Here is a 26,135-nt window from a genome sequence, read left to right on the forward strand (position 1 = left end):
CACGTGCTCACCAATGGTCCACATGGTGGATTCTCAGCCGTCGATCCAGTCCCTTGGAGCGGACTTCGTTGAGGCTGCTCTCCGATGGGGCTGGAGAAGAAGGCGAAGAAACGGCTCCTCTCCGAACAGATCCATTCGGTTCCATTCGGTGGACGACGACTGAGCCGAGCGGCTCCTCGCAGTTAACGTGTCCGCCCCGCCTGGGAGGGTGACGGCTTCGCGCGGCGGCGTGTGCCACCGCCTCAAGCTCTTCCCCCAGGAGGCCGTTCACCATGATGGGTCCGTCCCACGCCGCCACCGGCGCGGCCGCGTGGCTGGCGCTGACCGGCTGGCACTCGTCGGTGGAGGCGCTGCACCTGCCCGCCGAACTGCAGCTGCTCGGTGCACTCACCACCGCCGGGGCGGCCCTGATCAGCGACTGGGACCACCCCCGAGCCTCCGTCGCCCACGCCGTGCCCCCCGTGACGGGGTGGATCTCCCGCGGGGTCAGCGCCGCCTCGGGCGGCCACCGGCAGGGAACCCACTCGCTCCTGGGGATCGCGGCGTTCACTGCCCTGGCCGTCGTCGCCGCCATCCCCCAGGTGAGCCTGGCCGGCCACACCTACGCGCCGGGGCAGGGGATCATCGCAGCGTTCCTCGTGGCCACGGCCGCGAAGGCCCTGCGCCTCCTGCCCCGGCGCGGCGTGGTGTCCGCGTGGGCGCTGGGTGCCGTCGTCGCAGTGCTGGGCACGGTGCTCGGCGACGGGCTCTGGTGGATCCCGGCGTCCGTGGCGATCGGCGTGAGCGCGCACATCCTCGGGGACGCGCTCACCGCCGTCGGCGTGCCGCTGCTGTGGCCGCTGCGCCCCGCGCCGCCGGTCCGCACCCCGCTCTGGAGCTCGTCCGGGCGGTTCAGCCTCCCCCTGCTCGGCGCCACCGGGTCCTGGCGCGAATGGCTGTTCGTCTCCGTCCTCACCGCGTTCACCGTGGTGCGCGCCGTGCATCTGGTGCCGCCCGCGTCGCGCTCCGTGGCGGCGTTGCTGTGAGGGAATAGGTGCCCACAGCCATCGGCCACGACCGATCAGCCCGCGTGACTCTTCCGGAGCCGCTCAGGCCGCGGTGTAGCCCTTGGCGTCCATCCACGCGACCACGTCGAAGACGCGGAGGATGCTGACGTCGGCGGGGAGCTTCGCCATTTCATGCCAGGACTTCAGCCTGTCCCAGAGGAGTCGGTCATCCGCTGCGAAGGCCTTGAGCAGGGCGTGCCGAGCGGCGTGGCCGTCCCTGCGGTACTCCCGGAAGACCGTGTCTCGGAGCACCTTGTCCACCACGGGGAACGCGTGCGGACGCTTGCGGGCCAGCAGCTTGGACGCGCGCGTGCGCCCCACCCCGGAGACTGTCTTGAGCTCCTCGTAGATCCCCAGCAGCAGGTCCATCTCCTCGGGACGGTCCACCAGGTCGATGAACGCCCTCCCTTGATCGATCTGCTTGAGCTGGGCGGAGAATCGGCCGCCGCCGTCGGACAGCAGTTCGACGACGGCGCGGCCCTGCAAAGGAGTGCTCAGGAGGGCGGCAGATGCGATGTCGTCCGCGGTGAAGTGGTCGGGGTGGGAGTCGCGCGTTCCGCTCGGATCGAACCCGTCCCACTGCGCGCCGATGAACGTCCCCGGTACGCCCTGAGTGGTCCTACCCTCGAAATACGTGCTCAGGAGGCGGACAGCGGTCTTGTCGTCGCCGTGTCGAAGGCAGGCCGGGAGGTGAAGGGTGGGGGCGGGCATGAGGAACTCCTTCGAGGCGATATTCGATAGGCGGCCGTGAGGCAGGCCTGGCCCGATAATCGTGTCCGTCGCCAGCCCTACTCTGCACTCTATGAGCTGCACCACTGATCCGCAGGAGGCGGGGAGGGCCGAGGTGGAACGATCCAGGCCCTTCTCGGTGGGCTTCGCACTCGATGAGGCGGAGGTCTTCCGCCAAGCCCGTCAGGGCGAGCCGACGCACATGGCCAACCTCGCCCTTCTCCACCACGAGGAGGGGCATCACGACGTCGAACGCGTGTGGCTGGAGAAGGCCGCGGCAGTGGGCGGCGTCGTCGCCATGGCGCGTCTCGGGAGGCTGTTGATCTCCGAGGGCGACGAGGAGCAGGGGCGCGCACTGGTGGCCGCTGCCCTCGTCGATGGAGCAGCGGCCGCCGGTCAGGACTTCCTCGACGTGGGCATCGACCTCGCCTGTTTCGGCGACAGCGAGGGGGCCCGTGCCTGGTGGTACCGAGCCGCCAAGCGGGGTGAGAACAACGCCATGCGATTGCTGTACACCCTGGCGCTGTTCGAAGAGGACTGGATCAGCCATGAGCACTGGCTCCACCGCGCTGCCCTGGCGGGTGACGTTGACGCCATGGTCCTGGTCGCTGACCGGCTGGACGCGAACGGATTCCAGGAGGATGCCTGGCTGTGGCGGTTGGCCGGGGGCGGCTCGGGCAGGCCCCGCGTCGTCGTCGACGACCTGGGTCTCCCTCGCGGATATCGGTTCCCGCCGGCCCCACAGCCACCCCGGCCGTTGCATGACCCCGTCGACGTCCACTGCTCACATCAGGTGCGGTGGGGCTGCACCCGCGTCAAGCGCCACGAATACACCCTCCAGCTCACCATGAGCGAGATGCGCGAGCACACCCACCATCCCTTCCCCCAGGAAGGTGAGGCCACGTCCTCGCGGTGAAGGCCTGCTGCCCACGGCGTCCTCCCCGCCGGGATCCGGGGGCGTGCGCGCCCGGACAAGACCGCGCAGACTCGGCCCATGGACCACAAGACGCTCCTCCACGAGGGCCTGCGCCGCCAGCGCGCGGCCCTGTTCGCCAAGCTCGACGGGCTGCCGGAGCAGGAGCTGCGGCGGCCACGCACCCCCACCGGGACCAATCTCCTGGGGCTGCTCAAGCACGCCGCGGCGACCGAGCTCGGCTACTTCGGCGAGGTGTTCGACCGGCCCTCGGAGCTGCCGCCGGGGGTGAGCGACGAGGACCCGAACGCCGACCTCTATGCCGCCGCGGAGGAGTCCCTGGACGAGGTGCTGGAGTACGCGCGGGCCTGCTTCGCCTACGCCGACGCGACCATCGAGGCGCTCGACGCCGACGCCGAGGGGCGCGTGCCGTGGTGGCCGCCCGAGGTGGCGACGGTGACCCTGCTGCAGATCATCGCTCACGTCGCCCTCGACGAGGCGCGGCATGCCGGCCACGCCGACATCCTGCGCGAGCAGATCGACGGCCAGGCCGGACTGCGCGGCCCCGGCAACAACCTGCCCGCCTGGGACGACGCCCGGTGGGCGGCGCATGTGGAGAAGCTGGAGTGGATCGCCACCCACGCGACGACTCGCCGCCTCGGTGAGGGAACAGCGGTGTGACACAAGCCCGTGTTGTCGGGGTGCCTTCGAGCACCTCGCGGGGCGCGCCTCATCCGAGGATCGCCGCGGCCACCGCCTCCGGGCAGGCGAGGTGCACGTCGTGGCCAGCTCCCGCCACCTCCACGATCCGCGCCTCCGGGCGAACGGCAGTCATGCGCTCCAGCTCCTGCTGAGGCATGGATCCTCTCGAACCCCGGACGAGGGTCACGGGGCAGGTGATGGACTGCCATTCCTGCCACCGTGCCTGTGCATGCACCGCGGCCAGGGCCTCCTGCAGCACGTCCACATCGAACCGAGGACGGAAGCCGTCGGCGTCGTCCTCCAGGCCGGCTGACCACGCCAAACCGGCCGCACCGCCACCGAAGTACGCGGCCGCGTCCCGCCGGGAGGGGAACGGGGTCGGCCACTGCGTGAACCAGTCGATCACTTCCGCGGTCGCAGACGCGCCCTCCCCGCCGACCCCACCCTCGATGAGGACGAGGCGCTCCACGAGGTCCGGGTGCTGCGCAGCAGTGAGCAGGGCGGTGTGTGCACCCATCGACTGCCCGACGAGCACCAGGCGCTGGACACCGCGCGCATGAGCCACCCCGACGACGTCGTCCACGTGCGCCTGCCGGCTGAGGTCCGCCGGCCGGCGGGTGCTCCTGCCCTGGCCGCGCTGGTCGAAGGCGATGACCCGATGCCGGGCCGTCAGGCACCGGGCCACCTCGTCCCACTCTTCCGCGTGACCGGCCAGCCCGTGGAGGAGCATCACCGTGGGGAGATCCCCGCCGCTGTCGATGACCTGAAGGTCCACGCCGTTCAGCGTCACCGTGGCGTCTGCATCGGCGTTCCTCATTTCTTCCGCGCCTCCACCACCATCAGCCGGTCCGTGGCGGCGTCGAACGGGGTGCGGTGCCAGTCGCGGGAGAGGCGCTCCACGCGCAGCCCCGCCGCCGCCAGGTCGGCGCGCACCCGCTCCTCGGAGCGGAACTGCAGGTGCTGGTCGAGGTCCACCGCCGCGCCGTCCTCCGCGAACACGGTGCGGCACCGCATGAGCACCACCCCGTCCGCGTCCGGCGGCGTCGTCGACTCGGTCTCGACCACCGGCCCGACCGGCGTCGTGCGCTCCGTGGGCCCCTGGTTCCATCCCTCCCATGCCCGCAGGACGGGGTTGCGGGTCTCGAAAACGAGGCGCCCGCCCGGCACCAGGCCGGCGGCGATGCGGCGTGGGGCGCAGTGCCAGTCCTGGCCAATCAGGTGCATCGCCACGTTCCCGCTCATCACCACGACGTCCGCGGACGCCGGAGCGATCAGCTCGGCGGTGCCGTGCCGCCACTCGACGGCGTCCCCGCCGGGCCGGGTGAGCGCCACCCGCAGCATGGCCTCGGCCGGGTCGATCCCGACGACGGTGCGCCCCTCGCCCGCGAGCGTGACGGTCAGCGATCCGGTGCCGCAGCCGAGGTCCACGATGCGCGTCGCGCTGGCCTCGTCCGCGACCTGCCGGAAGAAGGCGTGGTCCTCCCCGGGCGGGTTGTCGTGGTCGTAGAGGGCGGCGAGCCGGGTGTCGTCATAGGTGGCGAGGTTCGTCTCGGCGGGGGAGGGGGTCATGGGCTGATCCTGGGCGGGGTCCGTGACGTGCCGGGCGGTCATGCGGCCTCGGCCACGGCGTCGATCTGGAAGCGGGCGCCCAGGGGCAGGCCCGGCACCTGGAGGGTGACGCGCGCCGGGAACGGGGCGTCCGAGGCGAACAGGCGGTCGCTGAAGTGGTGACGGGGCGAGTCGATGCTCATGGAGCGAACCTAGTCCCACTGCAGGCTGAGGGGGAGCGGCTCCCGGGTCTCAGTCCTCCCACGGCACCGGCGTCACCGTGCCGTCCTCCCAGTCCTGCCGCAGGATCGCGTAGGCCACGGAGGCCAGGGGCTCCCCGCCCTCGACCGGCCAGCCGCGCCGGTAGTGGGCCTCCTTCACCCAGCCGGCGCGGCGGAACGTGCGGAGCATGGGGAGGTTGTCCTCGCGGGTCTGGCCCTCGAACCGGTCCACGGCCGGCATGGTCTCGAACACGAGCCGTGTGAGGGAGGTGAGGATCTCCGCGCCCAGGCCCAGGCCCCGGAAGGGTTCGGCCACGCGCAGGTCGAACAGCGGCGTCGGGTCGGTGAGGTCCTCGAGCCGCACGACGCCGACCCGGCCGTGGGCGTCGTCGTCGATCCAGTAGGCGGCGTGGTCCTCGTCGCCCCAGGCGCCGGCGTCGACGGCCTCCTCCGCCTGCCGCCGCGTGGGGCGCGGGTCCAGGTGGAACGGCCACGCGTTCTCGCTGAGGAGGGCGACGAGCGCCTCGCGGTCCGGGCCGGCGAGGTCGAGGCGGACGAGGGTGACGGTCATGGACTGAGCGTAGAGGGGCGGGCGGCGGGGCGCGTCCCGGCGTCAGCGCTCCCCGAACCAGAGCCGGTGCGCGGTCGACTCGGTGTCAGCGATGACGCGGGTGATCGCGTCGTCGAGCTCGTCGAGCAGGCGGTCCGAGCCGTCGTCGCACGCATCGCACCCGCAGAACGGGAACCGGGCGCGCAGGTCCTCCACCCGCCCCGCCGAGAGGTGGAGCACGGGCAGGGTCTCGGGGCCTGCAGGGGTGAGCGACTCCACCAGCCACAGCGGCGCCATGTCCTTGCCGGACGGGTCCGGGTCGACGTCAATGAAGTCGCGGTCAGGCCCGACGGCCCTGAGCAGCTCCGAGAAGCGCTCGCTCTGGGTGATGAGTAGATGCACGACGGCACGACCTGGCACTGGCGTGTTCAGCCGCGCGGCGGAGGCGACGTCGTCGGAGGTGAACACGTTCGCAGATGCTGCGCGCGTCCCGCTCGGGTCGAACCCGTCCCACTGGCTGCCGATGAACGTGCGGGATGTGAAGTAGTGGCCGAGGAGGTCGACGGCACGCTCAGTCTGATCGGAGAAGACAGTGCGGGGCAGGTGCAGCTGAGGTGCGGTCATGGTTTCCTCACCCAATAGAAGGCGTCACGGTGATTGTGGCTGTCGGCTCATCGCAGCGGAAGGGTGATCAGGGATCCTCGGCAGAATGGCGTCCCATGGAGTCCACCCAGCCCGTCCCCGAGCCCTTCGTCCTGACCCTCGGGGCCGTCCTAGCGGCCGCCAGCCTCGACCCGCACGACGTCCTGGCCATCCGCCACACCTATAAGGCATCGGGGCTGCCATCGCGGGCGGCAGCCACGCCGGAGCGCGTGCTCGCCTACACGCGGGAGCAGCACCACGTGGGGAAGTTCCCGAAGGAGCCCGCCCGCCACTGGCTGATCTTCATGGGGGAGGGCGGGCGTCGTTCTCGCCTCACCGCCGTGTACGAGAACCGCGGGGAAGCCGTGGCTGAGCGCACGGAGCGGTACCGGTACTACGACGTTGCGCCGGTGCCGCTGCTGGCCTCCCTCGAGGAGCGCCTGGTGGTGGAGTGGTCCGCAGACCCCGTGAACTGGGCCAAGCGCGGCCCCCTGGCGGCGCGGTTCCCCGTCCTGGAGATCGCCGACCCCACCACCGAGGCGTTCCCCGGCTTCGACCACGTGCTGCTCAGCTACGGGGACCTGCAGTCAATGGTGACCGAGACCCGCTATGCCGGCTGGCGCACTGCCCTGGAGGCCGTACGCGGGATCTACCTGATCGCCGACGAGACCGCGGGCCAGTGCTATGTCGGCAAGGCCGACGGTGAGCGTGGTGTGCTCGGCCGGTGGGAGGCCTACGCCCGTGACGGGCATGGCGGGAACGTCGCCCTCCGGGATGCCCTGGAGCTCGATCCCACCCAGCCGGAGCGGTACACGTTCAGCTTGTTGCGCGTGTTCGGCTCCAATACCCCGCAGGCCCAGATCGACGCCGCGGAGAAGCACTACAAGGAGGCTCTGATGACGCGCCGGTTCGGACTGAACCGGAACTGAACGGACTTCGGCGTCCTGGGGGAGTGGGCGAAGGGCAGACGGGGGATGGACTGCCCGCGCCGAGCCTCGGAGAGGAGGACAAGTGCGCCATCCAGGCACTGCAGCCACCGCTGAGTTCCTCGAATGTGACCACCCACGAGCACACGGGGCATCTGCAAACCGCCCGAGCGGCCATGCTCGCGAAGACGCACCACGGGGCCGGTCACTGACCCCAGAGGTGGCCTTCGTCTTCCCGGATAGCTGGCCATCGGGCGCGCACTCGGGAGGGCGCGCGGGGGTGTGCATCCACGGGCGCCATGGAGCCTGAGATGTGAGGATGTGGGCATGGGAGACACTCGGGGGAGAACTCAACAGGACGTCGTGCGCTTCTGGCAGCTGCAGGAGCTCTTCGATCCCCAGCCGCTGCCCAAGCCGACTCCGCGGACAACGCCTCCCCTTGGCCGGCGGGTGACGGCCTGGCGGCCTGAGGACGGCGACGCCGCGCTGCCCTGGAAGCGGCTCACCCCGCCGCCCCCCACGAAGAGGGGTGCGGCCCGTGAATGGCGCCACACGCTCTATCTCGGGGTCTACGCACTGGAGGACGCATACGAGACCCTGCATGCGATGTTCCCCGCTGACGACGACGCCTACGACGAACGGCCCGGACGGAAGAGCGCGGCTGCAGGAGCGCTCGTCGATCAGGACGGGCGCTTGATCGGGGGCTCAGGCATCCTCTCCTCCGCGCTGTGGGGGATCGGTCAGATCCGCCAGGCGAGGCCACTCGCCAGCATGCAGATCAAAGGTTTCGAGGCGGCTGGGGAGGCCTTCACGGCCGACGTGGACCGGGCGGCGGGCGTGCCGGACGATGACGCCTTCGGGGTGCAGCCCGTGCTGGACGCGGCGCTTCTCATGGCGCTCCTGCAGCTGGCCCATCGCGTGGCCGGCGTGCAGGACGTCCACGCGCTCGCGAAACACGAGCTCCTCATATCCAGTCAGGTCGTGGCCGCGACGGCAGGCGAGACCACTCCTGAGATCGACTTCCTCAACAGCTTCTTCGTCTCCGACCTCCGCCGCGTGGGCGACGCGATCGCGCAGGGTGACGTGGGGCCTGCCCTTGACGCCTACCTCGCTCCAGACGGGGACATCGACGTCCAGCAGCGCATTGATATCGTCGCGCGGCCCGAGGTCGTCGAGGCGGGCGTGGGGCCCGCCCGTGTCCCACTCGGACGATGGCCCGCGAATCCTCGTCACGCGCTCGCCCGCAGCCAGCAGTTTGCGGTCAACCATGCGCTGAACGAGTTGGCGGGCGGTCCAGGTCTGATGGGTGTGAACGGCCCACCCGGAACCGGCAAGACGACGATGCTCAGGGACATCCTGGCGTCCAACGTCGTCGAGCGAGCACGCCGACTCTCGGCGTTTGAGAACCCACTCGACGCCTTCACCGAACGCACCCATGAGTGGACCGGCGAGGGCAGGATGCGACGACGGGTGCGCGAGCTCCGGCCTGAAGTGGTCGGCTTCGAAATGGTGGTGGCCTCGGCGAACAACGCGGCCGTGGAGAACATCTCCGAGGAGATTCCACATCGGAGCGCCATCAAGGACGGCCGACACGTGGATGCGGACTACTTCGCCGAACTGGCCACCGCCGCCTTGGGCGGGAGCCGCGGGGAAGAGGACGCCCTGGGTGAGGACAGGTCCACGTCGGAGCAGCCGGGCACCTCGCGCCTGGAGGGCTGGGGACTGGTCGCCGCACGACTCGGCAACAAGGGCAATCGTGCGCGTTTCCGCGATGCCGTGTTCTTCGACAGGCCCGCCGGCCCTCAGGGCGAGCAGGTTCGGGGCCTTGACACCATGCTGCGCGAGTGGGCCGCCTCCCCGGAGCCGCAGGCCCAGTGGAGTGCCGCCCGTATGGCGTTCCAACACGCATTGGACAAGGTGGACCACGGTCTCGCGTCGCGACACGCGGCCTCGCGCAGGGCCACGAGACGGGAAGTGGAACAGCGCAAGATCCGTGAGGGCGAACAGCGCCTCGCCCTCCTGCGCCAGGATCAGGAGCATTGTCATGCCGACGCCGAGAGGCGGCGTCGTGAGGCAGCCGAGGCAGAGGCGGACACCCGGAAAGCGCGAGACGCGCTCGACCTCCACCGGGACGCCAAGCCGGGGATCTGGCAGAACGTCGCCACCTTCGGCGCCGCGGGCCACGAGTGGCGTGAGACCTATCAGCCCTTGTTGGAGGGGTGGAGAGCAGCAGACGCCGCTGGCTCGGCGCTGGCTGACGGCATGCGGGCGGTGGAACATCGCCTCGGCGAGCTGGATAGGGAGGTGGCCAGGGCCGAAGATACGCTCGCCCAGGCGCGCGCTGATCTCTCCCACCTAGAGGCCGCTGTCCAGGATGACAAGGAGCGATTCTGCGCTCGGCATCCCGACGAGATCGTCGGATCGGAGAAGCGGGAGACGACCACGCCATGGCTGGATGAGGAGATTGAGGAGGCCAGGACCGATCTCTTCCTGTCCGCGCTCGACCTGCATCGATTGTTCATCGCTGGCGCGGCCAGTGAGCTCCGCCCCGCCTTTCAGGCGGCCATGGAAGTCATGGCCGGTGGAGCACCGCGGGATCTTGAACCGGAGAAGCGTCGGGCGGCATGGCAGGTGTTCTTCCTGCTGGTCCCGCTGGTCTCGACCACGTTCGCGTCCTTCGAGCGGATGTTCACCGGCATGGGGCGGGAGTCGATTGGCTGGCTGTTCATCGACGAGGCGGGGCAGGCCCCACCCCAGTGCGCGGCGGGTGCGATCTGGCGGGCAAGCCGCGCCGTCGTGGTGGGCGATCCGCTTCAGCTCGAACCCGTCGTGACCATCCCGGTGACCGTCTCGCTGAGTCTGGCGAAGGCGCACGGCGTCTCGGGGACGTGGATCGCGCCGCAGTCCTCCGTGCAGCGACTCGCCGATCGTGTCTCCCCGTACGGCACCACCCTTCCGCAAGGCGAAGAGGACGTCTGGGTGAGCTCGCCGCTTCGGGTGCACCGGCGATGCGACGATCCCATGTTCACCTTGAGCAACGACCTCGGCTACGGCGGACTCATGGTCTCCGGGGTGACACGCGATGGCCCGGACAAGGACATGTACCAGAGGACAGGGGACGCGGCAGTCTTCGTGAGTGCGTGGATGGACACCCCGGCGCGGGTTCCAGGCACCCACCTCCAGCCCAACCAGATAGAGCGTGTCAGGAGAGGCATCGAGGTGTGTGCCGCCAAGGGGATCCCGTATGGCGAGATCATTGCGATCTCCCCGTTCCGTGAGGTCGCAGATGCGCTTCGAGGGCTTGCTGATGACTACCCCGGCCTGACCGCGGGCACCATCCACACGGCCCAGGGCCGGGAGGCCGACGTGGTGTTCTTCGTCCTGGGTGGGGCCCCCGATAAGCCCGGCGCGCGCAGTTGGGCCTCGAGTCGCGTCAACCTGGTCAACGTGGCCGTGAGCAGGGCCAAACGACGTCTCTACGTGATCGGTGACCGGGAGGCGTGGTCTCAGCACAATTTCTTCCGACAGATGGCCGAAGCGCTGCCGACAGCACCGGAGCGGCGTGCCGCGTTTGAGGCGGAGGGGTGAATCGCATGTCAGGTCCGGGCCGTGGGTCCGCGGGCCCCGTCACCAGGGAGGACGGCACCCGTCTGCATGTCCTCGATTCCGGCGGCACCGGGCCCGCGCTCCTCCTCCTGCATGGCCTGGCCGGGTACGCGGGGGAGTGGGCGCAGGTCGCCGAGCGGCTGGCCGGGGCCTGCCGGGTCGTCGCGTTCGACCAGCGCGCTCACGGCTCCAGCACGCGGCGCCCCGCGGACCTGAGCCGCACGGCCCACGTGGGCGACGTCGTCGCCGTAGCCGATGCGTTGGGCCTGGAGCGGTTCACCCTGGTGGGCCAGTCCATGGGCGCGCACACCGCCCTGCTCGCCGCGGCCGCCCATCCGGCGCGTGTGGGGCGACTCGTGCTGATCGAGGGCGGCGTCGGCGGGGAGGGGCCCGAGGCCACCGCCGACGTCATCGACTGGTTTCGCGCCTGGCCCATCCCCTTCGCCACGGTGGACGACGCCGTCGCCCACCTCGGCGGCGGACCTGCCGCCCGGGTGTGGGCCGAGGGGCTCGAGGAAACGGACGCCGGCTGGGTGCCACGCTTCGACGTCGACGTGCTGGAGGCCGCCCTGCGGCCCGTCCACGAGCGGCCCCGGTGGGAGGAATGGGGGCAGATCGCCGCGCCAACCCTGCTGATCACCGGGGAGAACGGGTACGTGCCCGCCGGAGAGCTGGACGATATGCGGCGGCGGCGCCCGGATGTGCGGCACGTGCAGGTGCCCGGCGCGGGGCACGACGTGCACCTGGACGCGCCGGAGCGGGTGGCTGAGCTCGTGCGGGGGTTTGCGGCCTGATTGCTCTGGGGCAGGATCACCTCATGGACCACAAGCAGATCCTCCACGACGGGCTGCGCCGCCAGCGTGCGGCCCTCCTGCAGAAGCTCGAGGGCCTCAGCGAGCGTGACGCCCGCCTGCCGCGCACTCCCACCGGCACCAACCTGCTGGGACTGGTCAAGCACGCCGCCGTCGTCGAGCTGGAGTACTTCGGCGAGACGTTCGGCCGCCCCGCGGAGGTGCAGCTGCCCTGGGTGGCGGCGGGGCAGCCGGAGGAGGACAACGTGGACATGTTCGCCGCCGAGGGTGAGTCCCTCGAGGACGTCCTCGAGTTCGCCCGCCGCTGCTTCGCCCACGCGGACGCGACCATCACGGCCCTCGGCGCCGACGCCCCCGGGCGGGTGGCGTGGTGGCCCGACGACAAGGCGGAGGTCACGCTCGCGCAGATCATTGCGCACGTCGCCCTGGACGAGGCCCGGCACGCCGGCCACGCGGACATCCTGCGGGAGCAGATCGACGGGCAGGCCGGCCTGCGCGCCCCGGGGAACAACCTGCCCCCGTGGGACGCCGACCGCTGGGCCGCCCACGTGGACCGTCTGACCGCCATCGCGGAGGGGAGTGGCGGGCCGGGCCGGAACTGAAGGCACATGCCTCCCGTGCCCGACCTGCCCGCCTGCCTCGAGTGCGAGCCGCTGACCCGCGCCGTCGTCACCGGCTACGCCGCGAAGGTGACCGCCGAGGACCGCGCCGTGCAGCGGGACGCCTTCATCGCCGCGATGGTGTGGGGGTACGGACGGGTCGGCTGCGGCCCCTCCCGGGTGGAGCGCATCATGGCGCAGCACGGGTTCGAGGAGCAGCTCGCCGACGTCACCCGCATCACCCTCGAGCAGGGCGGGCCCGCGTCCTCGACGCCGTGGTGCGCGCCTGGTTCGCCGAGCATGTGAGACGTGGTGGGCTCGGACTTCCCGTGGGACTGCCGCTCGGGCGACACGATGCTGCAGGCTGCGCTGACCGACGCCCTGGAGCAGCTCCTCTCTCCGTTTGCGGGGGAATCCCGCACCTGACCCGTACAGAACCCGACTGACAGCCGGTTCCCCCTCCAGGCAGGATGGCCCCATGACGCGCCTGCTTTCGGGGGACTCCCTCACGCTCGACCTCGCACCGGAGGACCCCGCCGACCTCCTCGCCCGCCTGCGCGTGGCCGGCGTCGAGATGAACGCGTCCGCCGAGCAGTTGATCGCCGACGCCTGGGTGCGCGTCGACGCGCCGTTCCGGGTGACCGTCGTCGAGCGCACGCTCGCCGAGCTCGGCTTGCCCGACGGCGGCACCCTCCCCGAGCTGCGGCGAGCGGCTGCGGCGGCGGGACTGCGGGAGTGCCCGCCCACCGTCGCCCCGCTGTTGCGCATGGCCACCCTGGACCAGGCGAACGCGCCGGACTCGGTGCTCCGTCACGGCCGCGCGCCCGACGGCTCCGCACATGTGCTCAGCCCGTCCCTGGCCGACGCGCCCGGCCTGCACCGTGGCCTGTACCTGCGTGTCGTGGACGGTGTTCCGTGGCTACGCGGCTTCGTCTGCGACGACCTCCACAATTTCGGCCCAGAGGACCGGTGGATCCTGGCGTTGTGAGGGGCGCGGCCGGGTGCCCAGACCGCTCCGCCGGACCGGCAGTGGCACGGAGTTCTCAGGTGCTACGCTGAACCCACTACATCCCCCACGCCTCTCCACGATGCGCACTTGGGGGATTTTTCTTTGCCTGGCGCTGCTTCGTGCCGGAACGGGAGGGTGAAGTGGGACGGACCATGCGGGCACGGGGGTCGGAGACCTTCGCAAAGCCTCCGCTCTCCCACGAGCGGATGCTCGAGCAGCTTGAGAGCCGGGGGCTCGTGGTTCCGGACCGGGACCGCGCTCTCCGATACCTGCGGCACCTCGGGTACTACCGGCTCTCCCCCTACACGATCCCCTTCCAGGCGGAGCGATCCACTCACACCTTCGCCCCCGGTGCCGAGTTCGACGACGTCCTGGACCTGTACGTCTTCGATCGCAAGCTGCGGCTTCATTGCCTCGACGCCCTCGAGCGTGTGGAAGTCGCGGTCCGCGCAGCCCTGACCGACCACATGTCCACGACCTATGACGACGCCCACTGGTACATCGACGCCGCGCACTTCCGCGACCGACAGCGGCACGCGGACCTCCTCGACATCGTCCGCCGTCTGGTACGGAGCCGGCTGCTGGGGTTGGCCGAGTCCGGTCATGACCGGATCCACCACCCCTCGGCGCTGGAGCACTACCTGATGACCTATCGGAAGCCGGAGCTGCCCCCGTCCTGGCTCATGGTGGAGTCCCTGACCATCGGGCAGCTGGCGGGCCTGTACCGCAACCTCGCGCGTCGCTCAGATCGTGTGGCGGTGGCGGCCAGCGTGGGGTCGACCGACACGGTGCTCACCTCGTGGCTGCAGGTCTATGTGCGCGTGCGGGACATCTGCGCCCACCACGGCCGCCTCTGGAATGTGGGCCTCGGTGTGACCCCCATGATCCCCAAGTCGCCCGCCATCTCGTGGCTCGCCGGTGCCGAGGCTGTTCCCGAAGCGTCCCGCCAGCGTCTGTACCCAGTGCTCGCCTCGCTCCAGTCCCTTCTGGACACGGTCTCGCCGCGCAGCCGCTGGGCCGACCGCCTGTACGAGCTCCTGCATGACAGGCCCGAGATGAACCTCCACGGGATGGGCGTTCCGGTGGGCTGGTCCTCGGATCCGTTCTGGTCTCGTCACCTCCGATGAGCGCGGCCAGTGCGGGAGTCCTTCATCCCGGGGAGACGGCTGCGGCCCGCCGCCGTCGTCGGGAGGAGCCGTAGGCTGGCGGCCCATGAGGATCGAAATGGAGAGGTTCCGCGTCCGCGCCGGCAAGGAGGAGCGCGCCCGCGAGTGGATCGCGTTCCTGCGGGAGAACCCCGAGGCGTTCCGCGAGACCCTGGAGCCCGAGCGGATGTACGTGGAGACGATCTTCTTCGAGACCGTCGGGGACGCACTGTACCTGTGGTGGTACACCCTCCAGGGCGAGGACGGCGCCGAGCTCAGCGACTCCACCCACTGGCTCGACGAGCGCCACGCCGCCTACTGGCGCGAGTGCATCGACCCCGACGAGCCCAGTCTGCTGCTCACCCCCGAGGTGCACATGAGCCCCGAGCGCGTCGAGGAGGCCATGCGGCCGCTGGGGGAGTGAGGCGGGCGCGCAGAACCCGGCTTACAGCCGGTTTATCTCCCCGGCATCATGACCCCATGACCCTCTCGCCCTTCACCGCGGTCGCTGGCACGTTCTACCGCGCCGTGGACGCCCGGTTCGTCGATAGCGCCCTTCGCGGCTCCCGCTCCGCCGGTCGGTACTCGCCACCGGACGCACCCACGCTCTACCTCAGCTCCTCACCGGAAGGAGTGGACGCGGCCATGGTTGCTCACACGGACGCGACCACCCCGCCGCGCGAGCTGCTGACCTTCGACGTTCATGCAGAACGGATCGTGGATCTGCGCGACGCCGAGGCGCTCGCGGCCCTCGGCGTCGACCTCGCCGACGCCATGGCCCCGTGGAAGCCGGCCGTGGAAGTGGGGGAGGAGCCGTCGTCGTGGGCGGTCCGCCGCCGCCTGGAGGAGGCCGGCGCGCACGGGCTGATCGACCCGTCCCGCACGGCCCCCGGGCTGTGGCACCTCACCCTGTTCCGCTGGAACGAGGGCGGAGCGCCCCGGGTGACGCGCGCCCCGGGCGGTGTCACTGCTGGCTCTGGAGCATCTCCACAACGTACCCGATGAACAGGGCGAGCGGGAAGCTGACGACAGCCAGCGCGCCGGACAGCAGCGCCAGCAGAACGCGTTTCGCCGCAGCGATGCAGAGCGCGGGCAGTGCGTAGCAGCCGATGATCAGGGCGAAGAAGGCCATCGTCTCCCGAGGCGTCTCCGAGCCCGTGATCAACAGGAGAACGAGGGTGCCGGTGGAGATAGCGAAGGCGGCCAGCCCGCGATGGTGAAGGCTCCCGTTCGCGTCATGGCGTCGAACCTATGTACGCGGTGAGGGTGAGTTGTCCGGGCCTTCACTCGTCTGGTCTCAAGTCCAATCCCCAGCATCACCGGTGAAGACGCCCCGCGCGCCCTCGGGTGAGGCCCCGCCCCTACACTCCGACCATGGACATCACCGTCGGCGCCGTCGGCCGCGCCTCGCTCTCGGACTGGGAACAGGAATGCTGCGGTGACCCGATCGCGCCGTGGGGGAAGTCCACGAGCTGATCCTGCTGCCCTCCCGGGGAGTGAGTCAGGCTGGGCCCCTGGTCTCTGCAGGCTGGATCGTCACCCATCACGACGACGGCAGCCCCGCCGGGTCGATCCCGTTGCGTCGTGTGCGGGCCGTGGTGAGGGCGGCACACGAGGTGTGGCCCTCGGGGCGGCTCGCCGAGATCGATCGCGTCCCCGGCCACGCTGACCTGACGGTCCTTGAGCCGGAGGAAGCCACCGGCCTCGGCATGGGGGAGGTCGTCTACGTCGGCGCCTACGAGCCGGTGCTCCCCGAGACTCCCCGCCCTGACGAGTGGCTTCTCGACCTGGAGATCCTCGAGGATCTCGGTCCGCACACCTGGTGAGCCTCACGAGTCCACCCCTCACGGTCTCGAGCTGCATGGGGTGAGCGTCGAAGTCCGTTCGTCGTCATAGATGGCCCCTCACCCCCCGGTCGCTCGCGAGCATCGCGTAGACGAGGGTGTCCGTCCACTCGCCCTTGCTCCACAGGTCCTGCCGGTGGTGTGCCTCTCGACGCATCCCGAGCATCTCGGCCAGTCGGGCGGACGCCGTGTTGCGGGCATCCATCTGTGCCACCACCCGGTGCAGGCCAGACGTCTCGAACCCCAGGTCCAGCAGCGCAGCTGCGGCCTCCCGGGCGAAGCCTTGACCGGCATGCCGCGGATCCAGTGCCCAGCCGATCTCCGCGACACCGCGCTCGCGGTCCGTCAGCCACAGGATCACGTCACCCACGGGGACGCCCGCGTGCTCCACCACCAGGGGCACCGCCCCGGACGGGCCGCCGAGGTCGACCCACGTGATCCGCTTGGCCAGCTTCGCCCGCGCGGTTGCCTCGTCCCAGGGCTCATCCAGCAGGTGGCGCACCACCTCGGGCTGCGTGTACATCTCCTGCAACCAGCCGAAGTCGTCCTCCCGGTGCGGCCGCAGCGTCAGCCGCGCGGTGGGCAACGGCCAGTCAGGGGCGCGTCCGCCCGCAGCCGCGCCCTCCTTGCGCTCCGCCGGAGGCGGGGCGTCGACGTCGGCGGGGACCGGCGTCGTCGTGCCGGACGCCCAGTCCTGGCGCAACATTGCGTAGGCCACGGACGCGAGCGGCTCGCCGCCGTCCACGGGCCAGCCGCGCCGGTAGTGCGCCTCCTTGACCCAGCCGGCCCGGCGGAAGGTGCGCAGCATGGGGACGTTGTCCTCGCGGGTCTGGCCCTCGAAGCGGTCCACCGCGGGCATCGTCTCGAAGACGTGCCGGGTGAGCGCGGTGAGGATCTGCGCGCCGAGCCCGCGCCCGCGGAACCGCTCCGCCACGCGCAGGTCGAACAAGGGGGTGGGGTCCGTGAGGTCTTCCAGGCGCACCACGCCGACGCGGCCGTGCTCGGGATGCTCGATCCAGAAGGTGCGGTGGTCCTCATCCTCCCAGGCGCCGCCATCGACGGCCTTCTCCGCCTCCGGCCGGGTGACGCGCGGGCGCGTGTGGAACGGCCACGCGTTCTCGGTGAGCAGGGCGACGAGCGCGTCCCGGTCGGCGCCTGCCGGGTCGAGCGGAGTGAAGGTGACGTCCATGGGGCCGAGAGTAGGGGAGGGGGCGTCACCGCCGCCCGCTGCCGTGACCCCATGGCCGCGCCCCTCCTCGACCTCGTGGCGCGCCGCGGCGTCATCTTCCCGCGGCGCACCGAGCGGCTGACGCTCACCCCGTTCGCCGCCGACGACGCCCCCGCCGTCTTCGACTTCTGCCGCCTCCAGGAGGTCTGGACGTGGACCTCTGGGCGGGCCGCGCGAGGAAGCCCGGGACGCGCAAGCCGAGATCGGCTGGATCATCGCCCCGGTCCACGCCGGCCGTGGCCACGCCACCGAGCTGGCCTGCGCCCTGCTGGACCTCGCCTTCACGGGCCTCAGCGTCAGACCCGTGGAGGCTCACGCCTTCACGGACAACGCGCCCATCCTGCGCGTGATGGAGAAGGTCGGCCTGCGCCACGAGGGCACCTTCAAGGAGGAGTCACTGCACCGCACCCGCGGCTGGGTGGACGGCGTCACTGACGCGATGCTCGCCTCGGAGCACCGGGCCCGGGGCCGACGGCTTTCCACCTCACGACGCCCAGAAGTACGCAACGCTCTAGACATAACGTTGCGTAAGGTTGTGGTATGAGCAACGATCCGCGCCCGACCCCGTGGGCCGTCAGCTGGGAAGAGCGCCCCTGGACCGCGGACCCCGACGACGCTGGCGTCCTCACCCGCCGCGCTCGCGTGCGCGCGTCGGGCCCGTATCGAGCCGCGCTCCCAGCCCGTATCGCCCGACTCGGGTTCGACCTGCCCTCCGATCTGGCGACCGAGGTCGAGGAGGCGACGGCCGCCGTCGTGCGCTTCGACGCCGAGATCAGCCACGCCCTCCCGGGGCTCACTGGAGAGATCGCGCCGATCGATGCGGCGCTCCTGCGCACTGAGTCCGCGTCCTCCTCGCAGATCGAGCACATCACCGCGGGCGCGCGAGCCCTCGCCCTGGCGACTCTCGGCGAACGCACCCGCCCGAACGCAGCGCTCGTGGCGGCGAACGTGAGGGCCATGGGGGCTGCTTCCCGGCTGGCCGCCGACCTCGACGAGCCCGCCCTGCTGGCCGCCCATCGTGCCCTCATGGACGGCCAGGAGTATGCCCGGCCGGGCGCCTACCGCGATGCGCAGGGGTGGATCGGGGGCGGGGCGCCCACGCCGCACACGGCACAGTTCGTCCCGCCCCACCCGGAGCGCCTGCGTGCCGGGATGGACGATCTCTTCGCCTACCTGCGACGCACGGACGTGCCCGCCCTCGTGCAGGCCGCCATCGCGCACGCCCAGTTCGAGACCATCCACCCGTTCGCGGACGGCAATGGCCGCACCGGGCGCGTCCTCGTGCACGCCGTATTGCATCGGGCCGGCGCGATCACCCGTATGGGGGTGCCCCTCTCCGCGGGACTCCTCACGGACACGGCCGGATACTTCGACGCCCTCACCGCCTACCGCGACGGCGACCCCGCGCCCATCGTGCGCCGCTTCGCACAGGCCGCCCTGGCCGCCGTCGGCAACGGCCGAGAGCTCGTCGCGGACCTGGACGAGGCTCTAACCGGCTGGCGCGAGCGGCTCACCGCCCGGCGGGACGCGGCGGTCTGGCGGGCGCTCGCGGTGATCATCGCTCAGCCTGCCGTGACGGTGGACCACCTGGCCCAGGTGCTGGGGGTCTCGCGCCCGGCGGCCCAGCGCGCCGTGGACCAGCTCGTCGAGGTCGGTGCGCTGCAGCCGGTCTCCAGCCAGCGGCGGAACCGGGTGTGGCTGGCCACCGAGGTGCTCGCCTGTCTGGACGAGTTCGCCGCGCGTGCGGGCCGGCGGGGTTGACCGGGTGTGGACTACCGGGCCGACCAGCCTCAGTGCCGTGTGCAGTGCCCCGGCCATCCGGGCGGGCGTCGGGTTGCGGGCGTCCACCTGCGCCACCACCCGGTGCAGGCCGTACGTCTTGAACCCCAGGTCCAGCAGGGGCACCGATCCGGCAGGGCCGGCGAGGTCACCCTCCCCGCGCTCCACCCGGGACGTCGACGTCGGCGGGGGCCGGCGTCATCGTTCTGGACGCCCGGTCTTGCCGCAGGGCCGCGTACGCCACGGACGCGAGCGGCTCGCCGTGCCTACGGCGAGCGCGCAGGAGCTGCTGGAGCGCCTCGGGACTCAGGTCGCGGCTGACAGCCGCGCCGCATGCCCGCGTTGACGGGCGCCGGCATCATGGGCCCCTCCCCACCCGGGCGCCTTCCCAGTCCGACACAATGCATACATCCATGCATGCATCTGATTATTCTGGCCCGCATGACTCCACTCTCCGACCCCTTATGGGGCAGTCGTGCCACAGCTGCCGGCCGCCTGGCCCACGACGTCGCCTGGCGCATCGTCCGCGGTGAGATCGCCGCGGGGGAGATGCTCACCGAGGTCCAGCTCTCCACGGAGGCCGGCATCTCCCGGACGCCGGCCCGGGAGGCCCTCCTCCAGCTCGAGCGCTGGGGCCTGGTGCGGCTCCTCCCCAAGAAGGGCGCGGCCGTGCAGGCCCTCACGCCGCAGAGCGTGGCCGACCTCACCGCCCTGCGCGGCCTCCTCGAGTCCACCGCCCTCGCCACGGTCGCCGCACGACCCGACGCCGTCGGGCCCCTCGTCGCCACGCTCACCGCCAACCTGGAGCAGCAGCGCGCCGCCCTGGACGCCGGCGACCTCGCGGCGTTCTCCGCGCTGGACGTGCGCTTCCACCGGGACGTGATCGCCACGTGCGGCAACGCCGCCTTCGACGAGGTCGTGCGCACCTTCGCCCCCCGCCTGGCCCGCCTCATCCACGCCGCCACCGGCGGATCCGTCGACGCCGCCCGCCGTCTCCTCGATGGGCACGCCGAGATCTGCGCTCAGCTGGCCGCTGGGCGCGCCGCAGACGCCCAGCGCGCCCTGCAGGAGCACCTCGACGCCGCGGGGACCGGCGTCGTCCCCGGCCTGCCGCCCGTGGGCCCGTCCGAGGCAGGTGAACCCCGATGATCGAGGGCCTGCTGATCCTGCTGCTCTGCCAGCTGGCGGGCACGCTCGTGGCCGACACGCTGCACCTGCCGATCCCTGGGGCCGTGCTGGGCATGCTCCTGCTGCTCGGCCTGCTCGCGTGGCGCCGGCCGGCCGAGGACGCGCCGGTGATGACGGCGAGCCATCACCTGCTCCAGCACCTGCCGCTGCTGTTCGTCCCGGCGGGCGTCGGCGTCGTCGCGGTGCTGGGCCTCATCGGGGAACACCGGGCGCTGATGCTGGTCGGCTTCGTGGTGCCCTGGCTGCTGGGGCTGGTGGTCACCGCCGGCGTCGCCGCCCCGCTCGCCCGCCGCCTCACGAACAAGAAGGAGGACGCACAGTGAACGCCGCCGATCTCACCGACTCCCTCGCGGAGGCCTGGGACGCGCTCCTGCACACACCGCTGTTCGGCATCGCGCTGACCCTCGCCGTCGCCGTGCTCTCCCGCCGTCTGTGGCTCGCCGCCCGGCAGACCGCCCTGCTCACGCCCGTGCTCGTGACGATCGTGCTGGTGGCCGCGTTCCTGGCCCTGACCGGCATCGACTACGAGACCTACATGATCGGCGGCAGCTACCTCACCTTCCTGCTGGGCCCCGCCACCGTGGCCCTCGCCGTCCCCCTGTACCGGGCCGGCCCTGACATCCGGAAGCTGCTGCTGCCGATCGCCGTCGGGGTCACCGTCGGCTCGCTGACCGCCATGGTGAGCGCCGTGCTGATCGTGCGGGCGATGGGCGGGGACGCCGCGCTGGCCGCCACGTTCGCCCCCAAGTCCGCGACGACGCCGATCGCCATGGCGGTGGCCGACGCCGGCGGCGGGATCGTCTCCCTCGCCGCCGTGCTCCCCGTGCTCACCGGCGTGCTCGGCGCCGTCTTCGCCCCCTGGCTGCTCGACCGGCTGCGCGTGCGCGACCCCCGCGTGCGCGGCCTGGCCATCGGCGTGAGCTCCCACGGCATCGGCACCGCCCGCGCCCTCGCCGAGGGGCCGAAGACCGGTGCGTTCTCCGCCCTCGCCATGGCCTGCTCCGGCCTGCTCACCGCCCTGCTGGCCCCGCTGGTGCTGGCGATGACGGGGTGAGGGCCGGGCGGCCTCCTTACCGTGTCCGCCCCGCCTGCCACCCTGGTCCTCTTCCTTCCCCGCGGGCCGCCCGCCGGCCCGCGCAGGCGCGGTGACGCGGCCCGGTCCTGCGAACGAGAGGACCCCACCCATGATGGGCCCGTCCCACGCGGCCACCGGCGCTGCGGCCTGGCTGGCGCTCACGCACTGGCAGTCGCCGATCGCCGTGCTGCACCTGCCCGCCGAACTCCAGCTGCTCGGCGCCGTGACCACCGCCGGCGCGGCCATGATCAGCGACTGGGACCACCCCCGCGCCACCGTCGTCCACGCCCTGCCGCCCCTGACCGAGTGGATGAGCTGCGGTATCCGCCACGTGGCCGGTGGGCATCGGCGCGGCACACACTCGCTGGTGGGGATCGCGGCGTTCACCGCCATCGCGACGGCGGCCGCCTCCATCCAGGTGCCGATCGCGGGGCACGTCTACACGCCGGGGCAGGGGGTCATCGCCGCGTTCCTGGCGGCCGTGGCCGCCAAGGCCCTCCGACTGCTCCCGAACCGGGGATGGAGGGCCGCGTGGGCACTCGGCATCCTGGTCGCGGTGTCGGCGACCGTCCTCAGCGACGGGCTGTGGTGGATCCCCGCCTCCGTGGCCGTCGGCGTGAGCGTGCACATCCTCGGCGACGCCCTCACCAACAACGGGGTGGCCCTGCTCTGGCCGCTCAGCCCGGAGCCTCCCGCGCGCCTGTGGTGGTGGCAGTCCTCCGGACGGTTCCGGCTTCCCCTGCTCGGCCGGACCGGGTCCTGGCGGGAGTGGGCGTTCGTCTCGGTGGTCACCGCGTTCACCGTGGTGCGGGCCGTGCGGCTCGTCCCGCTCGCCGCTCGGGGGGTGGCGGCACTGTTCTGAGCGGCCGCATCCGGCCACCGCCGCCCCTCACGCCTCCGGGAACCACCCCGCCCGCACGGTCGCCTCGGTCCCGCGCGGCAGTCTCGGGCGGCCGCCGGCGGCCAGGTCCCGGCAGGCGTCCGCGAGCGCCTCGAACGGCCATCCCGGGACCCGGGCCTGCCCCTCGGCCGTGCCGTCCGCGCGCCAGTGCACGTGCCAGCCCCGGCGCCGCAGCCCATGACGGCCCCGCAGGCTCACCCCCGCCCCGACCGCGCGCACGACCGCCTGGTCCACGGCCTCGAGCAGCTCGTCCGACCCGGGGTCGCAGGCGTCGCATCCGCAGTCCGGGAGCACCGCGTGCACCTGCCCCGGGGCGCCGACCGCCACCCGGATCACCGGCAGGACGCCGCCGTCGTCGTCCTGGGGCACGTCCGTCTCCAGCAGCCACCAGGGGGAGGCGCCGTCGACGCCGGCCGGCGGCGCCACCCGCAGCGCCCGGCCCACGGGGACCGTCAGGTCGGCGCGCCCGGCCTCGTCGAGCGGGATGCCACGCACCGGGTCCGGCGCGACGGCGGCGCCCGCCTCCGCGAGCACCTCGGCCCACACGCGGGCCCGGACGCCCGCGATCCAATACCGCTGCGGGTCGGTCACCCGGGAGTACTCCTCCTCCCGAGGCGGGGCGCCGTCCGGGTGCGGGGCAGGCCAGGTGGGCAGGTCGAGGGCGGCGTACCGCCGGGCCACCCCCGTGCGCAGACGCGGCAGGGTCGTCATGGGAGGCTCACCATGTGTCCGGCCCGGGCGGTCATCCCGGGCTCACTCCGCCGGCGCAAGTTCCCGCTTGAGGATCTTGCCGGTGGCGGTCTTGGGCAGCCCGTCCCGCACGCTCACGGTGCGCGGGTACTTGTAGGGGGCCACCTGGGACTTCACGTGCTGGATCAGCTCCTCCTCCGTGGCGTGCGCGCCGGGGGCGAGCACCACGTGCGCGGCGACCTCCTGGCCGAGCTCCGGGTGGGGCACCCCCACCACGGCGGCCTCCGCGACGGCCGGGTGCTCGTAGAGCACCTCCTCGATCTCGCGCGGGTACACGTTGAGCCCGCCGCGCAGGATCATGTCCTTCGTGCGGTCCACGATGTAGTAGTTGCCCGCGGCATCGCGCCGGGCGAGGTCACCGGAGCGGAACCAGCCGTCCTCGGTGATGGCCTGGGCGGTGGCCTCCGGCTTGCCCCAGTAGCCCTTCATCACGTTCTCCCCGCGGATCCACACCTCGCCCAGGGTCTCCTCGTCGCCCTCGGGCACGACGGCCCCGTCCGGCGTCACCAGCTGCAGTTCGCACCCGCGGACGGCGCGTCCGATCGAGCCCGGCTGATGCTCCTCGCCCGGATGGTTGAAGCATGCCACCGGGGAGGTCTCGGACAGGCCGTAGCCCTCGAGGATCTCGCAGTCGAAGGTGGCCTCGAAGCGGCGCAGCAGCTCCACGGGCAGGGCGGATCCGCCGGAGACGCCCAGGCGCAGGCTGGCCAGGTCCTCCGGACGGTCCTTGGCCGCGGCCAGCACGGCCCCGTACATGGTGGGCACGCCGATGAACACGTCCACCGCGCACTCCCGGACGGTCTGCGCGGCCACGGCGGGATCGAAGCGGGGGATCAACGCCAGGCTGGCGCCCGTGGTGACGGGCGCCATGAGCGCGCACGTGAGGCCGAAGACGTGGAACAGCGGCAGGCAGCCGAGCACGGTCTCCCCGTGCTGGAGCTGGATCAGCGTCTCCGCCGCGGTGTCCGCGTTGGTGCCCATGTTCCGGTGGGTCAGCTGGGCCCCCTTGGGGCGGCCGGTGGTGCCGGAGGTGTAGAGGATGACGGCGTCGTCCTCGAGGTCCCGCTCGACGGTCTCGGTCACCGGGCCGGGGCTCTCCGCGAGGTGCGGGGCGAGGCCGTCCTCGCCGAGGGTGCGCAGCGGCACACCGCGCTCGCGGGCGCCCTCCACTGCCTCCTCGGACGGCACGGACCACAGCATCGACGCACCCGAGTCCTCCAGGTAGTACTCGATCTCGCGGCGCTTGAACAGCGGGTTCATCGGGACGACGACGGCGCCCAGCTGCAGGGCCGCGAAGAACACCACCGGGAACGCCGGGATGTTCGGCACCATGAGCGCCACGCGGTCCCCGGGGCCGATGCCCTCCTGCCGCATGAGCCCGGCCAGGCGCTGGGACTGGTCCTGCAGCTCGGCGTATGTCATGCGGTTCTCGCCGAGGATCAGGGCGGTGGAGTGCGGATGCTCGGCGGCGGTGCGCTCGAGGCGGGCGGGCAGGGTGAGGGTCACGACGGGCCTCCGGGGGGAGTCGGATGTGATGGGAACCACAGCGTAACGCCCGGCGGTGCTCGTTCGCTGTGAGCCGAGTGGGGTGTGGCGGCCGACCTCACGCCAGCGACATCACCGCGGGTCTGCCCGGCGGTGACGTCGCTGGCGCGCGGTCATCCACCGGCCCCGCCTGCGACGTCGATGTGTCGTCTCCACGGCCCAGGGGCGCAAGACTGGTCCCCGCACACCGCCGCCCGGACCGCCGGGCCAGACCGGAGGACAGACCATGACCGCACAGACCCCCGCCACCCCTGCCATCCCCAAGACGATGAAGGCGGTCGTCATGCGCGCGCCGGGCGACGTCGTCGTGGAGGAGGTGGACACTCCGCGCGTCGCCCAGCCCACGGACGTGGTCCTGAAGCTGGCCGCCGCGTGCGTGTGCGGCTCGGACCTGTGGCCCTACCGCGGCCACAACGACGTCGACCACCGGCGCATGGGCCACGAGTACGTCGGCACGATCGTGGAGAAGGGCGAGGACGTCGCCACCCTCGAGGTCGGCGACTTCGTGATCGGCTCGTTCATGCTCTCGGACAACACGTGCGAGATCTGCCAGGCCGGCTACCAGTCCCGCTGCGTCAACGCCGGCGAGTACACGGGCAGCCAGGCGCAGTACATGCGCGTCGAGCTCGCCGACGGCTCCCTCGTGAAGGTGCCCGGGGGTGAGCCCTCGGACCCGGACCGCCTGGCCGACTACCTCGCCGCCTCGGATGTGCTCGGCACCGGCTGGTACGCCGCCGTCGCCGCGCAGGCCGGCCCCGGCAAGACCATCGCCGTGGTCGGCGACGGCGCCGTCGGCCTGTGCGCCGTCCTGGCCGCCAAGACCCTCGGCGCGGAGCAGGTCATCGTGTTCTCCCGCCATGAGGATCGGGCCGCGCTCGCCCGGGAGTTCGGCGCCGACGTCGTGATCGCCGAGCGTGGCGAGGAGGGTGCCGCCCAGGTGCGTGAGCTCACCGGCGGCTACGGAGCGCACGGGGTGTGCGAGGCCGTCGGCACGCAGGGCTCCATGGACCAGGCCCTGGCCTCGGTGCGCCCCGGCGGGTACGTCGGGTTCGTGGGCGTCTCCCACGACCAGACCCTCGACGGCTCCGACCTCTTCGCCCGGGAGATCCACCTCGAGGGCGGGCCCGCGCCCGTCCGCCGCTTCCTGCCCGAGCTGATCGAGCGCATCCAGTCCGGGGAGATCCAGCCCGGCCGTGTGTTCACCGCGCGCATGCCGCTCGATGACGCCGCCGAGGCGTACCGGGCCATGGACGAGCGCCGCGAGATCAAGGTGCTGCTGGAGGTCTGAGGCCGTCGGTCTCGAGCGGGCTGGGCGACGCTTGACCCTCCCCTTGGGGGAACGCCCACGCTGGGATCACCTGAGAGAGAGGTCACCCC

At 71.9% G+C, this 26,135-nt stretch carries 30 protein-coding genes; 20 read left to right on the top strand and 10 right to left on the bottom strand.

Translation table 11 applies throughout. The features are described 5' to 3' along the window. Positions 1-272 precede the first annotated feature (272 nt). Positions 273-1,025: a metal-dependent hydrolase gene (locus J1M44_RS05270; protein WP_144824453.1), complete on the top strand. Its 753-nt coding sequence runs from the start codon at positions 273-275 to the stop codon at positions 1,023-1,025. A 63-nt stretch (positions 1,026-1,088) separates the two neighbouring features. Here the strand turns inward: J1M44_RS05270 and J1M44_RS05275 are convergent, their stop codons facing one another. After that, positions 1,089-1,757 carry a DUF6308 family protein gene (locus J1M44_RS05275; RefSeq protein ID WP_144824454.1) on the bottom strand — a complete coding sequence of 223 codons (669 nt, stop codon included), beginning with the start codon at positions 1,755-1,757 and terminating at the stop codon, positions 1,089-1,091. A 91-nt stretch (positions 1,758-1,848) separates the two neighbouring features. Here J1M44_RS05275 and J1M44_RS05280 point away from each other — a divergent pair, with 91 nt between their 5' ends. Beyond that, complete coding sequence (locus J1M44_RS05280; protein ID WP_144824455.1) at positions 1,849-2,691, top strand: sel1 repeat family protein; 843 nt, start codon at positions 1,849-1,851, stop codon at positions 2,689-2,691. A 78-nt stretch (positions 2,692-2,769) separates the two neighbouring features. Further along, positions 2,770-3,369: a DinB family protein gene (locus J1M44_RS05285; RefSeq protein ID WP_144824456.1), complete on the top strand. Its 600-nt coding sequence runs from the start codon at positions 2,770-2,772 to the stop codon at positions 3,367-3,369. 49 nt (positions 3,370-3,418) lie between these two features. On the opposite strand, the gene J1M44_RS05290 is transcribed toward J1M44_RS05285, so the two are convergent. Genes J1M44_RS05290 through J1M44_RS11670 form a run of 5 tightly spaced genes read right to left on the bottom strand, consistent with a single transcriptional unit; the run spans position 3,419 to position 6,333 of the window. Then, positions 3,419-4,207: an alpha/beta fold hydrolase gene (locus tag J1M44_RS05290; protein ID WP_144824457.1), complete on the bottom strand. Its 789-nt coding sequence runs from the start codon at positions 4,205-4,207 to the stop codon at positions 3,419-3,421. Further along, positions 4,204-4,959, bottom strand: coding sequence for a class I SAM-dependent methyltransferase (locus J1M44_RS05295; protein ID WP_144824458.1), 756 nt, complete (start codon positions 4,957-4,959; stop codon positions 4,204-4,206). Before J1M44_RS05295 ends, J1M44_RS05290 begins: the two co-directional genes overlap by 4 nt. Positions 4,960-4,997: 38 nt before the next feature. Continuing rightward, positions 4,998-5,141: a RidA family protein gene (locus J1M44_RS05300; protein ID WP_144824459.1), complete on the bottom strand. Its 144-nt coding sequence runs from the start codon at positions 5,139-5,141 to the stop codon at positions 4,998-5,000. A gap of 49 nt (positions 5,142-5,190) precedes the next feature. After that, positions 5,191-5,730 carry a GNAT family N-acetyltransferase gene (locus J1M44_RS05305; protein WP_144824460.1) on the bottom strand — a complete coding sequence of 180 codons (540 nt, stop codon included), beginning with the start codon at positions 5,728-5,730 and terminating at the stop codon, positions 5,191-5,193. A gap of 42 nt (positions 5,731-5,772) precedes the next feature. Continuing rightward, a complete protein-coding gene (locus tag J1M44_RS11670; RefSeq protein ID WP_222120929.1) occupies positions 5,773-6,333 on the bottom strand; it encodes a DUF6308 family protein in 561 nt (186 codons plus the stop codon). Between the two features lie 95 nt (positions 6,334-6,428). Between J1M44_RS11670 and J1M44_RS05315 the strand changes: the two genes are divergently transcribed. The 9 genes from J1M44_RS05315 to J1M44_RS05355 all read left to right on the top strand — a co-directional run bounded on the left by J1M44_RS05315 (position 6,429) and on the right by J1M44_RS05355 (position 15,453). Further along, positions 6,429-7,280, top strand: a complete 852-nt coding sequence (locus J1M44_RS05315; RefSeq protein WP_144824461.1) for a GIY-YIG nuclease family protein — start codon at positions 6,429-6,431, stop codon at positions 7,278-7,280. Between the two features lie 324 nt (positions 7,281-7,604). Further along, entirely contained in the window at positions 7,605-10,865 is a 3,261-nt protein-coding gene (locus J1M44_RS05320; protein ID WP_144824463.1) for a DEAD/DEAH box helicase, read from the top strand. A 5-nt stretch (positions 10,866-10,870) separates the two neighbouring features. Continuing rightward, positions 10,871-11,677 carry an alpha/beta fold hydrolase gene (locus tag J1M44_RS05325; protein ID WP_144824464.1) on the top strand — a complete coding sequence of 269 codons (807 nt, stop codon included), beginning with the start codon at positions 10,871-10,873 and terminating at the stop codon, positions 11,675-11,677. Between the two features lie 23 nt (positions 11,678-11,700). Next, positions 11,701-12,297 (top strand): DinB family protein, encoded by a 597-nt coding sequence (locus J1M44_RS05330; RefSeq protein WP_144824465.1) that lies wholly within the window; start codon positions 11,701-11,703, stop codon positions 12,295-12,297. A 6-nt stretch (positions 12,298-12,303) separates the two neighbouring features. Further along, a complete protein-coding gene (locus J1M44_RS05335; protein ID WP_206480718.1) occupies positions 12,304-12,600 on the top strand; it encodes an 8-oxoguanine DNA glycosylase OGG fold protein in 297 nt (98 codons plus the stop codon). A 172-nt stretch (positions 12,601-12,772) separates the two neighbouring features. Further along, complete coding sequence (locus J1M44_RS05340; RefSeq protein ID WP_144824467.1) at positions 12,773-13,282, top strand: hypothetical protein; 510 nt, start codon at positions 12,773-12,775, stop codon at positions 13,280-13,282. 227 nt (positions 13,283-13,509) lie between these two features. Continuing rightward, positions 13,510-14,430 carry an Abi family protein gene (locus J1M44_RS05345; protein ID WP_241252824.1) on the top strand — a complete coding sequence of 307 codons (921 nt, stop codon included), beginning with the start codon at positions 13,510-13,512 and terminating at the stop codon, positions 14,428-14,430. 85 nt (positions 14,431-14,515) lie between these two features. Then, positions 14,516-14,872, top strand: a complete 357-nt coding sequence (locus J1M44_RS05350) for a DUF6176 family protein (RefSeq protein WP_144824469.1) — start codon at positions 14,516-14,518, stop codon at positions 14,870-14,872. Between the two features lie 56 nt (positions 14,873-14,928). Continuing rightward, entirely contained in the window at positions 14,929-15,453 is a 525-nt protein-coding gene (locus J1M44_RS05355; RefSeq protein ID WP_144824470.1) for an RES family NAD+ phosphorylase, read from the top strand. Here the strand turns inward: J1M44_RS05355 and J1M44_RS11675 are convergent. Then, positions 15,413-15,580 carry a hypothetical protein gene (locus tag J1M44_RS11675; RefSeq protein WP_241252825.1) on the bottom strand — a complete coding sequence of 56 codons (168 nt, stop codon included), beginning with the start codon at positions 15,578-15,580 and terminating at the stop codon, positions 15,413-15,415. The two genes, J1M44_RS05355 and J1M44_RS11675, sit on opposite strands and share 41 nt — an antisense overlap. Before the next feature lie 322 nt (positions 15,581-15,902). On the opposite strand from J1M44_RS11675, the gene J1M44_RS05365 reads away from it, so the two are divergent. Next, positions 15,903-16,274 carry a hypothetical protein gene (locus J1M44_RS05365; protein ID WP_241252826.1) on the top strand — a complete coding sequence of 124 codons (372 nt, stop codon included), beginning with the start codon at positions 15,903-15,905 and terminating at the stop codon, positions 16,272-16,274. 64 nt (positions 16,275-16,338) lie between these two features. Here J1M44_RS05365 and J1M44_RS05370 read toward each other — a convergent pair whose 3' ends face one another. Next, complete coding sequence (locus J1M44_RS05370) at positions 16,339-17,481, bottom strand: GNAT family N-acetyltransferase (RefSeq protein WP_144824471.1); 1,143 nt, start codon at positions 17,479-17,481, stop codon at positions 16,339-16,341. A 253-nt stretch (positions 17,482-17,734) separates the two neighbouring features. Here J1M44_RS05370 and J1M44_RS05375 point away from each other — a divergent pair, with 253 nt between their 5' ends. The 6 genes from J1M44_RS05375 to J1M44_RS05400 all read left to right on the top strand — a co-directional run bounded on the left by J1M44_RS05375 (position 17,735) and on the right by J1M44_RS05400 (position 22,424). Continuing rightward, on the top strand, positions 17,735-18,064 hold the full coding sequence (locus J1M44_RS05375; RefSeq protein WP_342356571.1) for a GNAT family N-acetyltransferase: 330 nt from the start codon (positions 17,735-17,737) through the stop codon (positions 18,062-18,064). Then, positions 18,061-19,281: a Fic family protein gene (locus tag J1M44_RS05380; protein WP_144824473.1), complete on the top strand. Its 1,221-nt coding sequence runs from the start codon at positions 18,061-18,063 to the stop codon at positions 19,279-19,281. The genes J1M44_RS05375 and J1M44_RS05380 overlap by 4 nt, the downstream gene beginning before the upstream one ends. Before the next feature lie 459 nt (positions 19,282-19,740). Beyond that, entirely contained in the window at positions 19,741-20,448 is a 708-nt protein-coding gene (locus J1M44_RS05385) for a GntR family transcriptional regulator (RefSeq protein ID WP_098471010.1), read from the top strand. After that, positions 20,445-20,810, top strand: coding sequence for a CidA/LrgA family protein (locus J1M44_RS05390; RefSeq protein WP_115260324.1), 366 nt, complete (start codon positions 20,445-20,447; stop codon positions 20,808-20,810). Before J1M44_RS05385 ends, J1M44_RS05390 begins: the two co-directional genes overlap by 4 nt. Next, positions 20,807-21,541 carry an LrgB family protein gene (locus J1M44_RS05395; protein WP_144824474.1) on the top strand — a complete coding sequence of 245 codons (735 nt, stop codon included), beginning with the start codon at positions 20,807-20,809 and terminating at the stop codon, positions 21,539-21,541. Before J1M44_RS05390 ends, J1M44_RS05395 begins: the two co-directional genes overlap by 4 nt. A gap of 130 nt (positions 21,542-21,671) precedes the next feature. Further along, entirely contained in the window at positions 21,672-22,424 is a 753-nt protein-coding gene (locus J1M44_RS05400) for a metal-dependent hydrolase (RefSeq protein ID WP_144824475.1), read from the top strand. Positions 22,425-22,451: 27 nt separating this feature from the next. Here the strand turns inward: J1M44_RS05400 and J1M44_RS05405 are convergent, their stop codons facing one another. Together J1M44_RS05405 and J1M44_RS05410 are read right to left on the bottom strand one after the other, a co-directional pair. Next, positions 22,452-23,174, bottom strand: coding sequence for a DUF6226 family protein (locus tag J1M44_RS05405; protein WP_144824476.1), 723 nt, complete (start codon positions 23,172-23,174; stop codon positions 22,452-22,454). Between the two features lie 42 nt (positions 23,175-23,216). Next, positions 23,217-24,719, bottom strand: a complete 1,503-nt coding sequence (locus tag J1M44_RS05410; protein ID WP_144824477.1) for an AMP-binding protein — start codon at positions 24,717-24,719, stop codon at positions 23,217-23,219. Positions 24,720-24,984: 265 nt separating this feature from the next. Between J1M44_RS05410 and J1M44_RS05415 the strand changes: the two genes are divergently transcribed. Further along, positions 24,985-26,046 (top strand): zinc-binding dehydrogenase, encoded by a 1,062-nt coding sequence (locus J1M44_RS05415; protein ID WP_144824478.1) that lies wholly within the window; start codon positions 24,985-24,987, stop codon positions 26,044-26,046. Positions 26,047-26,135: the final 89 nt, after the last annotated feature.

The organism is Micrococcus sp. KRD128, assembly GCF_017168395.1.
Taxonomy (GTDB): Bacteria; Actinomycetota; Actinomycetes; order Actinomycetales; family Micrococcaceae; genus Micrococcus; species Micrococcus luteus.